Annotated in this window: 13 protein-coding genes; 6 read left to right on the top strand and 7 right to left on the bottom strand. The window is 28.0% G+C overall.

Annotated elements, in window-relative coordinates; all coding sequences use genetic code 11:
• The first annotated feature begins 1 nt into the window (after position 1).
• Positions 2-1,195 carry a DUF1501 domain-containing protein gene (locus tag MHN29_RS04370; protein WP_235274534.1) on the top strand — a complete coding sequence of 398 codons (1,194 nt, stop codon included), beginning with the start codon at positions 2-4 and terminating at the stop codon, positions 1,193-1,195.
• A gap of 6 nt (positions 1,196-1,201) precedes the next feature.
• Here the strand turns inward: MHN29_RS04370 and MHN29_RS04365 are convergent, their stop codons facing one another.
• The gene (locus MHN29_RS04365; RefSeq protein WP_235274535.1) at positions 1,202-1,924 is read right to left on the bottom strand and encodes a tol-pal system YbgF family protein; all 723 of its coding nucleotides are present in this window, start codon (positions 1,922-1,924) and stop codon (positions 1,202-1,204) included.
• A 2-nt stretch (positions 1,925-1,926) separates the two neighbouring features.
• Positions 1,927-2,484: an RNA polymerase sigma factor gene (locus tag MHN29_RS04360; RefSeq protein WP_235274536.1), complete on the bottom strand. Its 558-nt coding sequence runs from the start codon at positions 2,482-2,484 to the stop codon at positions 1,927-1,929.
• A gap of 116 nt (positions 2,485-2,600) precedes the next feature.
• Between MHN29_RS04360 and MHN29_RS04355 the strand changes: the two genes are divergently transcribed.
• The 3 genes from MHN29_RS04355 to MHN29_RS04345 all read left to right on the top strand — a co-directional run bounded on the left by MHN29_RS04355 (position 2,601) and on the right by MHN29_RS04345 (position 7,423).
• Entirely contained in the window at positions 2,601-3,296 is a 696-nt protein-coding gene (locus MHN29_RS04355; RefSeq protein WP_235274537.1) for a hypothetical protein, read from the top strand.
• Positions 3,297-3,419: 123 nt separating this feature from the next.
• A complete protein-coding gene (locus tag MHN29_RS04350; protein ID WP_235274538.1) occupies positions 3,420-4,664 on the top strand; it encodes a S8 family serine peptidase in 1,245 nt (414 codons plus the stop codon).
• Between the two features lie 32 nt (positions 4,665-4,696).
• Positions 4,697-7,423, top strand: a complete 2,727-nt coding sequence (locus tag MHN29_RS04345; RefSeq protein ID WP_235274539.1) for a CHAT domain-containing tetratricopeptide repeat protein — start codon at positions 4,697-4,699, stop codon at positions 7,421-7,423.
• Here MHN29_RS04345 and MHN29_RS04340 read toward each other — a convergent pair.
• The 5 genes from MHN29_RS04340 to MHN29_RS04320 form a co-directional block, all read right to left on the bottom strand.
• The gene (locus MHN29_RS04340; RefSeq protein WP_235274540.1) at positions 7,420-8,559 is read right to left on the bottom strand and encodes an ATP-binding protein; all 1,140 of its coding nucleotides are present in this window, start codon (positions 8,557-8,559) and stop codon (positions 7,420-7,422) included. The two genes, MHN29_RS04345 and MHN29_RS04340, sit on opposite strands and share 4 nt — an antisense overlap.
• 2 nt (positions 8,560-8,561) lie before the next feature.
• On the bottom strand, positions 8,562-9,428 hold the full coding sequence (locus tag MHN29_RS04335; protein ID WP_235274541.1) for an aldo/keto reductase family oxidoreductase: 867 nt from the start codon (positions 9,426-9,428) through the stop codon (positions 8,562-8,564).
• Positions 9,421-10,176 carry an SDR family NAD(P)-dependent oxidoreductase gene (locus MHN29_RS04330; protein WP_235274542.1) on the bottom strand — a complete coding sequence of 252 codons (756 nt, stop codon included), beginning with the start codon at positions 10,174-10,176 and terminating at the stop codon, positions 9,421-9,423. Before MHN29_RS04330 ends, MHN29_RS04335 begins: the two co-directional genes overlap by 8 nt.
• A gap of 156 nt (positions 10,177-10,332) precedes the next feature.
• On the bottom strand, positions 10,333-11,259 hold the full coding sequence (locus MHN29_RS04325) for a hypothetical protein (protein ID WP_235274543.1): 927 nt from the start codon (positions 11,257-11,259) through the stop codon (positions 10,333-10,335).
• 84 nt (positions 11,260-11,343) lie between these two features.
• Complete coding sequence (locus MHN29_RS04320; protein WP_235274544.1) at positions 11,344-11,835, bottom strand: hypothetical protein; 492 nt, start codon at positions 11,833-11,835, stop codon at positions 11,344-11,346.
• Positions 11,836-11,913: 78 nt separating this feature from the next.
• Between MHN29_RS04320 and MHN29_RS04315 the strand changes: the two genes are divergently transcribed.
• Together MHN29_RS04315 and MHN29_RS04310 are read left to right on the top strand one after the other, a co-directional pair.
• Positions 11,914-13,020 carry an FAD-binding oxidoreductase gene (locus MHN29_RS04315; RefSeq protein ID WP_235274612.1) on the top strand — a complete coding sequence of 369 codons (1,107 nt, stop codon included), beginning with the start codon at positions 11,914-11,916 and terminating at the stop codon, positions 13,018-13,020.
• A complete protein-coding gene (locus MHN29_RS04310) occupies positions 13,017-13,466 on the top strand; it encodes a GreA/GreB family elongation factor (RefSeq protein ID WP_235274545.1) in 450 nt (149 codons plus the stop codon). Before MHN29_RS04315 ends, MHN29_RS04310 begins: the two co-directional genes overlap by 4 nt.
• Positions 13,467-13,630 lie beyond the last annotated feature (164 nt).

The following is a 13,630-nucleotide window of genomic DNA, read 5'->3' as shown; positions in this document are numbered from 1 at the left end:
GATGGATAGAAGAAATTTTATAAAAAGAACTTCATTAGCAAGTGGCGGATTATTTTTTGTACCTCAGTTTGTAAAAGCATTTGAGCAGCAAGCGCAACAGCTCTTTAGTAATAAAAAAATAGTAATCGTTCAATTAAAAGGAGGAAATGATGGATTAAATACCGTTGTGCCTTTTAGAAATGATATTTATTATCAAAAAAGAAACGGAATTTCCATACCTAAAAACAATTTATTAAGGTTGAATGATGAGGTTGGTTTACATAAAAGCTTAGCACCACTTCAAAAATTATACGATAAAGGTTATTTGAGCATTATAAACAATGTAGGATACCCAAATCCAAACCGTTCACACTTTAGATCTACTGATATTTGGCAAACAGCAAGTGATAGTAATGAATATTTACAAAGTGGTTGGATAGGGCGTTTTTTAGATAAAACCAATTCAAAACCATATAAAGCCATTGAAGTAGACGAGAGCCTCTCTTTAATGCTAAAAGGAGAGTTGCAAAATGGTTTGGCAGTAACTAACCCCAAACTTTTATATCAGTCGCTTAAACAGCCTTTTTTTACCGAAATTTTAAATAATTATAATGACACACATTTAAGTGAGCATAACTTGGGGTATTTATATAACACAATGATAGATGCTAAATCTTCGGCAAAATATATTCATGAAAAAAGTAAGACTACAACATCTAAAGCAAGTTATCCAAAAAATGTATTTGGTAAACAATTAAAAACAATTGCAGAGTTTATTAATTCAGGATTAGAAACACAAGTATATTATGCAGCCTTAAGTGGTTTCGATACACATGCAAATCAGATAAATAGACAAGCACGGTTATTAGATTTATACGCTAAGAGCATGGAGGTTTTTGTAAATGATTTAGAGAAAAATAATAAACTAAAAGATGTGTTGATAATTACGTTCTCAGAATTTGGTAGGAGAGTACAACAAAATGCAGCAAATGGAACAGATCATGGAACAGCTAATAATGTTTTTATAATAGGAAAACATTTAAAAAAGCAAGGCTTGTATAATGGATTACCTGATTTACAAAATTTAGATACTAATGGTGATTTAAAATATGAAATAGACTTTAGAGAAATTTATGCTACACTTTTAGATAAATGGTTACAAGTGGATGATACACAAATTTTAAATAGACAATTTTCTAAATTAAGTTTTGTGTAAGAGCTATTAATCTAAAGAATTTAAAATTTTTCTAGCTTTCTTGTAGTTATAATTTGTTGGGTTTTTAATAATAGTTTCTAAAGCTTTTTTCAAAGCGGGTTTATTATTCAATTTCATGTAGGTTATGGCTTCATACCAGTTTCCTTTACTGGCATCAATAGCATCGCTTTGTTTTAATTTATTGAAAGTGATTAAAGCTTCTTTTTCATTATGCAATTTTAATAAAGAAATTCCTTTATAGATAAGAACATTAGGATTGGGTTTAGAAGAAGCATTTAATTGAAGGTTAGATAAACTTAAACTTTTTTGATAGTTTTCGTTTTTAAAAGCAACTTCAATTTCTTCAAGAGCTTGTTGTTGATTATTCCCTTGTACGATAAAAGAAGGCATCTCTATTTTATTAGAATGAATAGCATATAATTTATCTAAACCAACCGGAATAGATTTATAATAAAAGAAAATACCAACCAATGCTATTATTGTAGCAGCTATAGATCCATAAAGGTAATTGTATCTTTTTCTAGTAGTTTGTAAATAACTCTTTTCAGCCGAGAATAAATTATTTTTGAAGTTAGTATACTCATGTTTTTCAACTAATTTTTTACTTAGGAAAACATGTTCTTTTAAACCCTTATTATCAGCTATTATTTTTTCGAAAGCTAATTTTTCATCAAAAGACATTTCTCCAGCCAAGTAACGTTCGGTTTGTATTTCAATAGAGTTCTCCATAATTAAATATCTTTCAAATCATTATACCTTTTGTCGTTTTGAATCATTTTAAACAGCTTTTTTTTACATTTAAAAACCTTTTGTCTAGCAGCATTTTCGTTAGGCAAATTAAGTTTTTTAAAAATTGATTCGTAAGGAGTTTTTTGTAGCATTAATTTTAATATGGTAATGCAATCATCTTTTAAGAGGTTAAATTTTTCTTCAAATAATTCCCATTGACGCTCTTTTAATTCGAACGTATTGTCTTCAACATCATTACTTATAAGAGTAGTTAGGTCGGTTTCTGTTACCTTATTTTTAGTTACTTTTTTAATCCATAGGTTTTTACAAGTAAAAAATAAATAACTATCAAAAGCTATAATTTTTAGATTTCCACTTTTAAGTCCAGAATATAAAATCAGCAAAGCTTCTTGAAAAACATCTAAAGCATCGGCTTTAGTACCATTATTTTTCAGAATATATTTTTTTACTCCAGTAAAATTTTTGGCATAAATTTTCTCTAAAACCTCTTGTTTACCCTCTATAAATAGCTTTATAAAATTCTGATTTTCATCTGTCATAGATTTTTTTTCAAAAAAGTAGTAACAAAGATGCTAAAATTACTCTTAATAAAAAACAGCGTTTAAATCTAGTACGCAAAAAGAAAATCTAGATGTATAATTAAACTAACCGAACAATGAAAAAAATTTTATTTTTTATAGCTGTAGTAATTTTTGCTAGCTGTAATTCAAACGATGAAACCCTTAAGGTAAATGAACAACCTAGAGAAGAATTTTTAACTAGGAGTGCTAATGAAGATTATAGAGATGATCAAATAGGATACTTTAAAAGTATTGATGCAAATTCAGTTGTTGATGGAAAAATAGAAAAAGCTGTTGTAATAACAACTTGGCTAACTTATGGGGAATATACAGAATTGAAGAATAATCCAAATTATCAATTTTATGTAAAAGAAGTTAAAGCTAGTACTGATGAAAACCCGATTTTAGTTTCAGCTAAATATATAGGAGCAGGTGGTGGAACTAGTGGTCCTTTTGATCCTGATGATTTAGATGATGATGATAACAATGATGATGATGACAATCCTTATAATCCATGTTGGTCAGCAAGACAAATGGAATCCAATACTTTTTATAGTGAATATAAAGGATGTTTATGGTCAATTAATAGATGGAGGAATCATCTTCAAAATGTGGCAAATGCAACTTGTGAAAAGATTAGTACTAGAAAAATATGTTGTAAAGGAGTTTTATATAGTTCTATTGTTGTTTTTCCTCCAACCCCATGTTTTCCTATTGGTGTTAATGAACCAGGGAGAGAAACAGGAAGTTCAGTAGGTTGGGTTCCATATAATTCTGAAACACATAATTAAATTTAAGTTTATTAACTGTATGTCTTATATTTATATAAAACATGCAGTTAATTTTTTTTATATTTTTAATACTACGCTTAATTAGAGTTAATAACTAACAAACACGAAAAATACTAACTGAAAATGATAAAATATTTTCTACGCATACTATTTATATTTATACTAATAGGTTGTCAAAACAATGAACTTGAAGAAATAAATTTTAGTAATGAAAATGTACTTTTTAAAAATAGGTCAGCTGATAAACAAGAAGAAGAAAATACAGTTGTAATTCGTTTTAAAAAAGGGTTAAGCGATGCAGAAAAAGCAATTGTTAGAGCAAAGTATAATGTTTTAAACTTTGAAGTTTGCTCATGCGGTGATCCCGAATTAGAAAATTGGTTTTTTTCAGGTAATTTAACTTTTGCTGACTTAGAAGAAAAAGTTTTGTCAATGGAATCAGATACCGATATGGAAGGAGCCGATCTTAACTTTAAGATTACTATAGATACAAACGGAATAAGTAAACCTAATGTAAATGCGCAGCGGGAAGTATCTGTAGGTAATTTTAAACGAAATACATCAGATAAAATAGATGTTGTTGTAGGAGTATTGGATTCAGGAATTAATCCATCGTATTTTAAATTTACGAAACCATTTTTATTTGATAGTACAGGAATGACTGATACCTGTGGAAACGAAATTTTTGGATGGAATTTTGTAGACAATAATAACGCACCAATTGACGATAGTGGTCATGGAACTCGGGTAAGCTATTTTATTTATGAACAATTAATCAATTCTCCTAAAAATTTTCAAATACTTCCTGCTAAAGTTTTTGATGTTAACGGAAGTAGTTCGCTTTTTACAATTAACTGTGGTTTTAGTTATTTGATAAAAAGAAAAGTAAATGTGATTAATATGAGTTTTGGTTGGAAAAATAATCCATCAAGTGTAATGAAATCATATATTAATGAAATTGAAAAGTATATTTTAATTAACGCTTCTGCAGGAAACCTTGGTGAAAATAATGATGCTATACCACATTATCCATCTTCTTATAAACACAACAATATACTAGCAGTTACAGCAATTGATAATACAATACCTCCAAATTTAGTTTTAGGAAGTATTTCATTATCTAATTATGGTGAAAGCTCAGTAGATATTGGAGTGAAAGGATTAGGTATTCCTTTTTATACCTCTTCGAATAACGGACCTATTTTTATTAGTGGAACATCATATTCTAATGCAAAGGCTTCTGGTTTTAATGCATCATTGTATAAAACAGGTATGTCAATAAATGAATGGTATCATGAAATACTTCAGCATAGTATTCCTTCATCAAACCTTAACTTAATAAAACACAGTGCTTATTTAGAATTATAGCAGTATATTAGGAATGAATAAATACAATTCCTATGCATACATCCAAAAAACATAAACAATTATTAAAATTATGTTTTTTGTGTATTTATGTATGTGCTTTTAGTTTTCAGGTTTATTCTCAGCAATTTAATAAAGAAGAGTTTGATAGTATTGTAGGTTTAAAAAGCATTAGTACTGCTGAAAAAGTAGCGGTGTTTAAAGAGAAATTAAAGAATGAAAAGAGTCAACCAATAGCTGCTGAGTTATGTTATGAAGTTGCTGTTTTTTGTTGGAAAAAAAAGAGGAGGTATTCTTTAGCATTACAAGAAGGGATTTATTTTTTAAAAGAAGAAGAGTCGATTAGAAATGCCTTAGATTCAACAAAAAATGTTTTAATAAAAAGAAACCTATTTAATCTTGGTTTGTTTTATAAGGAGCTGAAAGATTATACGAATGCGATAAACTATTTAGACGAGCTTATTTCGTATATACAAATACCAGACATACAGCTTGCAAAAAGTTATAAGTTAAAAGGGAATATTTATACAAATTTAGGAGATTTTGAGAGGGCTAGTAATTATTTGAATAGAGCACGAAAAATATTTAAAAAACTAGGATTAGAAGATAGATTATTCAGAGTAAATAATGATTTACTGAAATTGATGATTGATAAGAAAGATAAAAAATCCTTTTCTTTTTATGAAAAACTATCCGAAGAAAATAAAATTATAAAGGATAGTTTTAGGGCTACTTTTAAAGATACGTTTGATTTTTTGTACAACTCTGCAAGTATTTTATACCGTAATAAATATTATAAACAGTCTATTATTACATATAAAGAAGTACAAAAAATGTTATTAAAATTGGATGATTCAACACGTTTATCCTCTTTTTATAGTAACTTTTCCCTTCCTTTTTTGAAAGAATCAAAACTTGACTCAGCAAAATATTACTGTAATGAAGGACTTAAGTATATAAACTCAAAAAACCTATTAGGAAAAAGCGCTCTATACGATAATTTAGGGGATATATATATTTCAGAATCTAAATTTGAGAAAGCTTTTTCTTATTATGATAAAGCTATTCAAACAATATCTCCAAATAGTTCCGATGAATTTCTGACAACAATTTATTTTAAAGAACTATTGGGATATCATTTAGATAAGTTGAATGCACTAATTACTTTTTATGAAAAAAAACAAGACCCACATATTTTACTGGAAGCCTATGAATTGTTAACTAAAATAGATTCTCAATTCGACGCTATTCATCATACAAGCAAAGAACGAATATCCAAACTTTTTTGGAGAGAAGAGGGGAGAGATTTTTATATTAATGCTGTTAAAATTTGTTACCGTTTAAAGAAACTAAAAGAGGTTTTTTATTATATAGAAAAAAGTAAAGGAATACTACTTTTAGAGAATACGAATAATCAATTTGCTAAAAAATTAGCCAACCTTTCAGATTTTTTAATTGAAAAAGAAGATAGTTTAAAAAAGCGAATACTACATTTTAACGAACAAATAAACCATACTCAACAAGCCGTATTTAAGGATAGTTTATTTTTAGCTAAAGAAAAGTATTTTACTTTTTTAAATACTCTAGAAAGAAATAATATAAACTACTATAGGTATAAAACAAGTATTCCTATAGCTACCATAAAAGCGACAAAGAAGAATTTAAGAAATGATGAGTTAGCTATTTCTTATATTTTAGGAAAAAATAGTGGGTTTATATTGGTGTTATCTAAAAACAAGTATAAGGTTTTACCTCTAAAAAATTATAGTGAATTAGTTTCTTTAGCAAAGAGATATAAAAAAATATGTTTATCACCTATCCAATATAAAGAAGAATTAAGCAGGTTTAAGAATATATCTAATAAATTATATCAAATACTATTTCCAAAAGAAATAGCGTCTTATTTTAAGTATTATAATAAATATTCAATCGTAACTGATGGTATTTTAAATAATATTTCATTCGATGCCTTAATCCCTTTTATAAATAAAGATGGTGGTTTTAAGTATTTAATAGAAGAAAAAGAGTTAGTATACCATAACTCATTATCATTAACATTATTAAATAATTCTTTACAAACACCTTTTTTTAAACGTCAGTACAATTTTATAGTTAATAAATTTAAAGACACTAGTTTTGCTTCTTTAACAGTAAAAAAAGAACCTTTTTTCAATGATAAAATGTTTGTTAATGAAGAAGTATCAAAAGAGAATTTTATAAAAGAGTTTAAAAAAGCTTCTTCAATTTTTATTTCTAGTCATGCAGATGGGAAAAATCAAATTCCTTGGATTGCTTTATACGATCAAAAATTATATTTAAACGAATTGTTTTTCCTTAATAGTCCTAAAAATTTTGTGGTTTTAAATGCTTGTGAAACTGGGGTAGGTAGATTACAAACAGGAGAAGGAAATTTTAATTTAACAAGAGGTTTTTTAAATGCAGGAGCAAAGAGTGTATTGTCTACACAATGGCAGGTAAATGAGAAGTATAATGCTGAAATTTTGAAAAATTTCTTAAAAGCTTTGAAAAGCGGGAATCCAAAATCTACAAGCTTAGCTATTGCAAAAAGGAAATATCTAAAGAAATATAAGAACACAAATTTAAACTCTCCTTATTATTGGGCAGTTACTATGATTACAGGTAATGATTGTCCTTTACCTCATAATAAGAATTATACCATGTTTGTAGTTATATTAGTGGCTTTATTGTTAATTCTTTATATTTTAAAATATTCGAAAAAACGTTTAAAACATAAACGTTAATTATACTTTACTTTACGTAATACACGCATAGCTTCTTTGTATTTAATATAAGTAGTTTTATCGTCTAAATTTTTAATATAACTTTTTGCTTTTTTTAGTTGAATTGGAGCATCTAAAAAACCATTTAAATAGCAAATTAAGTAGGAGGTAGGTAGTTTAAAAACATCTTCATGTTCTATAACAGATAAAGCTATATTATTTTCTATTTTGTTAATAATAGTGTTGTTGTTATTGTAAATATGCTTAATAATGGTGCTGTCATATTGAGGAGGTTCAAATAGGAATTCGGTAACTATATCGTGTTTTCCATTATCTTTAAAATTAATAATAGTTTTTTCTAAAGGATATCGTTTTTCACTTTTATCAATTCCTAAAACTATATACTCGGTAATAATAAAAGATTGCTCGTTGTAACTTATTTGAACATCATCTAATGCCGAAAAAAATAAACGAACTTGTTCGTTTATTAATTCGATGTCTACTCGAGTTAAAAATTCTTCATTATTAACAAGCTTTTTTTTACCTGCCCAACAAAGAACAAACTGTTCATTAAAAACTTTGTATTGTGGATTGTATTCTGGTTTATGATTATTGATAAAATCAAAAACACCATCTAAAGTAAGTTGAATATTATTACTAGCATTTTTTTCAATAGCTTCTACAATAGGAGCATTTTCATTTTTGTGCTCAAGTATGTTTTCTGTAGGAATAGAATTACTTCCTCTACGAAAAAACACTGTTCCTTTACGATATTTCCAAGCGTTTTTAGATAAAGAAGTAACCTGTTCGTTAGGATAAATAGTAACTAAACCAATTACTTTGTGCCGAGGTAAACGAGGAAACGGAACATTTTCATACTCAACTTTAGGAGGATTGTTTAAATAGGCATTGACTAAATTCTGAATTTTACTATCATCATAAAAATCAACACCTACAATTTTGTTTTCTTCATCTTCAACTCCAATAACAATGTATGAGTTATTTTGAGGATTAGAATTTGATAAAGCACAGATATGTTTAATAAACTTAGCTTTTCCTTCTTTAGAACTTAAAGAAAGTTTTTGCTTTTTATCATAAAAACTATTCTCATCGTTATGAGATAATAAGTTTTTAATAAGTAAGCGTTTATTAATCATTTTTAAGGTACTTTATGGCCTTGACTAGCTACAAGTAAAGAAAACCAATCTTCTGTTTCTAATTTTATAAACTGAGCCTTTGTAGCTTCTTTTATACGTTGAATATTAGTAGTTCCAATAACAGGTGTAATCTTAGCAGGATGCTTATATAACCAAGCCAATAATAATTGACTTTCAGTAGCATTATATTTTTTACATAAATGTACTAATTCTGTTTTAATTCGTTCGTTTTGATCTGAATGCTCCTTAAAATAAGAACCTAGAGGACTCCATGCCATTGGTTTTACATTATGTGTTTGCATATGATCTAAACTACCATTTAGCATTGAAGAAAATTGAGTCAAGGATACTTCTATTTGATTAACTGTAATAGAATTTTTCTTGTTAATTAAATCAGTTTGTGATGGAGTAAAATTAGAAACACCAAAGTCAATAATTTTACCTTGTTTTTTTAATTGGTCAATCGCTTCATAAATTTCATCAGCTTGCATTAAAGGACTAGGTCTGTGTAATAATAACAAGTCTAAATATTCAGTTTGTAAATTTTTAAGAGATTGCTCTACACTCCAAATAATGTATTCTTTAGAGTAATCATAATATTTGACTCTATTGTTTCTTGTTTTTCCAACGTATTGAATACCACACTTAGAAATTAACTGAATTTGATTACGGTTAACTTTACTTTCAATAAAAGCCTTTCCAAAATCAGCTTCAGTCGTATAATCACCATAAATATCAGCATGGTCAAATGTGGTGATATTGTTTTCTAGGCACGTATGAATTAAAGTATTCATTTCTTGAGTGTTTAGGTTTTTACCCCAAACTCCCCAAGTCATGCAACCAGCAATTAGTTCCGAATATTTAGACATTTTTATTTAAAATTGTTGCACTAGCTTGTGCGGTTGGATATACTACTAAATCTTCAATATTAACATGATAAGGTCTGGTAACTACAAAATGAATGATATCGGCAATATCTTCAGCTTGTAAAGCATTGTAACCTTTGTAAACATTTTTAGCTTTTTCTTTATCTCCTTTGAAGCGTACATCAGAAAACTCTGTTTCAACTGCTCCAGGATGAATGCCAGAAACTCTTATGTTATGCTTGTTTAAATCAATACGCATCGATTTATTAATAGCATTTACAGCATGTTTAGAAGCGCAATATACATTTCCATTAGGATATACTTCTTTTCCAGCAATAGAACCAATATTAACAATAAAACCACTATTTCTTTCTACCATTTGAGGTACAATAGCTTTGGTAACATAAAGTAGTCCCTTTACATTAATATCAATCATAGCATCCCAATCATCAATATTTCCATCCTGAATAGCACTTAGCCCATGAGCATTTCCAGCATTATTAATTAAAATATCTATTTGACGAAAGTCTTGAGGTAAGTTATTTATTGCTTTTTGTACTTCATTTCTATCTTTAACATCAAAATTTAAAGTAGCAACTTCAGTATAGTTGCTTAGTTGTTTTTGTATTTCATCTAATCGGCTTTTTCTACGGCCACATAGAATTAATCGAATATTATTTTTAGCAAAAATCTCAGCAGTTGCTTTACCTATACCAGATGTAGCACCAGTAATAAGAGCAGTAAGTTTCATTATTTATGTTTTGGTTAAAGGTAGGTTATTCAACTAAAAAATAAAACCTTTATAGAGATACTTAACAAAAAGTTTATAAAAATAAAAACCGCCCCTTTGCGGGGGCGGTTCCTTTTAGTTGGTAACTACACCAACCAAAAATCAACTAACCAAACTTTATTTTAAATATTTTCTATCAACTGTCTTTCGTTGTATTTTAGTACGTTTTCTACCACTATTTCTTACGATAGACTTTGCAGTACTTTTGTTTTTACCTTTTAAATATTGTACAAATCCTCTACCAGAAAAAGTGTACGTTGTTTTTGAACTTAAGTGGAACAACTCTATCGTTTCATCATTTATAACGCTTAACTCAAATCTTTCAGTATCTCCACCATCATAATTAAGTGTTAAAAGTTTTAGATTCTCGAATCCTGAAATATTGGCTACTTCATAACCTCCCACATAGTCCCATTTAATTATATCAATATTCGTGCCAAAAGCATCGTGAGAAGAATAAAATGTTACATTGTTCTCAGGAGTAAACTGTAAAAAATGCTCGTCATCAAATGCATTTGGAGTTGCTCCTTTTGCATCTATTCTTTCCCAAGCAATATATTCTTGTAAAAAGTATTCTATGTTTTCATAAAATAATTTATCGTAATCAAAATTATTTCTTTGGTAACCTATTAGATAATAACTAACATTTTGTGATAAATCATCAATTCTAATTTCATTGTTTGATAATTGAACAACATCAAAATCGTAGTTCCCATCTAAATTATGACGGGTTTCTAAAACTGTTCCTATGGCTCCATATCTACCAACTATAATTCCTAAACCATTTCCTGTTTTACCTATATCTGCAATATTATTATTAGCATACATTGTTCCGTTTAGAAATGATACAGTAAATGCTTTAGATAAGAAAGGAACATCACCACTACCAGTAGTTCTATGGTAATCAATATACCATAAGTCGTAACTAGAGATAAATTGGTTTAATGAAAAAGCATTATCATCAATTATTTCATTTTGTACAACACAAGACGTTAGAGTAACACTTGTTGTTATAAATAAGAATAGTAATTTTATACGTTTCATAAGCTTTCATTTAATGGTTATGCTTATACGTTTTCAAATTACGTGCCAAAAATAAAAAACACCTCAATTGAGGTGTTTATTGTTCTAATTTTGTGGTCTTGCTATGGGCATGAAGACTTTTTCTCCTTTTTTAATATTTTCTATTTTATAATAATGAATTTTAGTACCTACTTTATAAGTAATAATTGCTTCATTTTCTTTTAATTCAAAAGGAAAATCTTTTTTATTTTTTGAGTTTACTGTATTTCCATGTTCTTCTTTAGGATTTGCATGTAAAACCAAGTCATTTTTAGCTTGACCTGATGAGGTATTAAAACGTGCAGCGATATATTGCTTGTTTTGTTTTGTTTCAATTATAGCTTTTGTTGATTTATTTTGAAAGAAAACCTCTTCAAATTTGATTGCATCTTCTGAAGTAAATTCAATCATTAAATCAAGACTGTTATTTCCAGATAAACCACCTGTTACATTTGTGTATACTGCTGATTTTATCGAAAAAGGAGGTGTGGTATCCATTTTCATACTTGCACACTGAGTAAATGTGATAGCTAACATTAAGATTCCAAATAATTTCATAGGATTACTATTTTATTGTTTAATTTTAGATATTCAAGTAGTGTGCCAAGGTACAAATATATTTATATTATTAAGATGTTGAATTACAGTTATTGGGAGCTTAAAGAGTGGTTTGCTAATGTTGATTTTACAGTAGTAGGTAGTGGAATTGTCGGATTAAATTGTGCGTTAGAGTTAAAGAAAAAATATCCAAAAGCAAAAGTTTTAATTTTAGAAAAAGGAGCTCTGCCTCAAGGAGCAAGTACTAAAAATGCTGGGTTTGCTTGTTTTGGAAGTTTATCTGAGTTAATAGATGATTTAAATACACATACTGAAGAAGAAGTTTTTAATTTGGTTAAGAAAAGGTGGAAAGGATTAGAATTGTTGAAAAAGAATTTAGGAGAAAAAATCATCGATTTTCAACAAAATAAAGGATACGAATTATTTCAAGATGGTGCTTTTTTTGAAGACTGTTTGAATAAAAAAGATAAAATAAATGAATTGTTAAAACCTTTATTTAAATCAGATGTTTTTCATGTAAATGAAAACATTTTTGGTTTTAATAATATTCATGGAAATTATATTATTAATAAATTTGAAGGTCAGATCGATACAGGTAAAATGGCTGCAAGTTTATTAAATTTAGCTCAGTCGTTTGGAATCAAAATTATTAATAATATAGTTGTTGAAAATTATACTGAACTTAATGGAAATGTGGTTGTTAAGACAGAAAAGATAGAGTTTACAACTAAAAAAATATTCATTGCTACCAATGGTTTTGCGAAACAATTGCTTAATGAAGATGTACAACCAGCAAGAGCACAAGTTTTAATTACGAAACCGATTAAAAACCTTCACATAAAAGGAACTTTTCATTTAGATAAAGGGTATTATTATTTTAGAAATATTGATAATAGAATATTATTTGGAGGCGGAAGGAATTTAGATTTTAAAGCAGAGGAAACGGTAGAGTTTGGACAAACAGAGTTAATTCAAAATAAATTAGAAGAGATTTTAAAAACAATAATTTTACCCAACAACAATTTTGAAATAGATCACAGATGGAGTGGTATTATGGGGGTTGGAAATCAAAAAAAAGCAATTGTAAAACAATTATCTAATAATGCTTTTTGTGGTGTTCGTTTAGGAGGAATGGGAGTTGCTATAGGTAGCTTGGTTGGGAAAGAATTAGCAGATTTAGTATGAATATAAAAGAAGAATTATTTAAGCAATGTGTTACTTATGTAAATAAGCGAATGAAAACTGTTGAAGAAATAATTTCATCGAATAAAAAAGCATTGCAATCTGAAACAAAAAGTTCAGCTGGTGATAAACATGAAACAGGTAGAGCAATGTTGCAGTTAGAAATGGAAAAAGCAAGTCAGCAACTTAGTGGGATTGTAAAAATGAAAGAAACGCTTTCTAAAATTAATTTAGAAAGAGTAACAGATGTAGCTCACTTAGGAAATGTAGTTATAACGGATAAAAACGCGTATTTTTTAAGTATTAGCTCAGGACAATTAAAAGTAGCAGATAAATTTTATTTTTCAGTTTCAGTTTCTTCACCAATAGGGCGTTTGTTATTAGGGAAAAGAATAGGAGAATCTTTTGTTTTTAATGGTAATAAACAAGCAATAAAAGAAATATTTTAACTAAAAGGTAGGGTAAAATAAATTAAAACGGTTTTATCATAGGAAAGGTTGCTACCCTTCATGAGGAAAAGAAGTTTTATAGTACACTTTTATCATTTTTTAGTGTTTAGACTGGTAAGAGTGTATTTTTCTATAGATATAAAAGTATTTAAAATAGTTGAGTA

It is taken from the genome of Tenacibaculum sp. Cn5-46 (assembly GCF_022347705.1).
GTDB classification, from domain to species: domain Bacteria; phylum Bacteroidota; class Bacteroidia; order Flavobacteriales; family Flavobacteriaceae; genus Polaribacter; species Polaribacter aiptasiae.
Note: the sequence above shows the minus strand (reverse complement) of the source record. Positions and strands in the feature narration are given on the sequence as shown.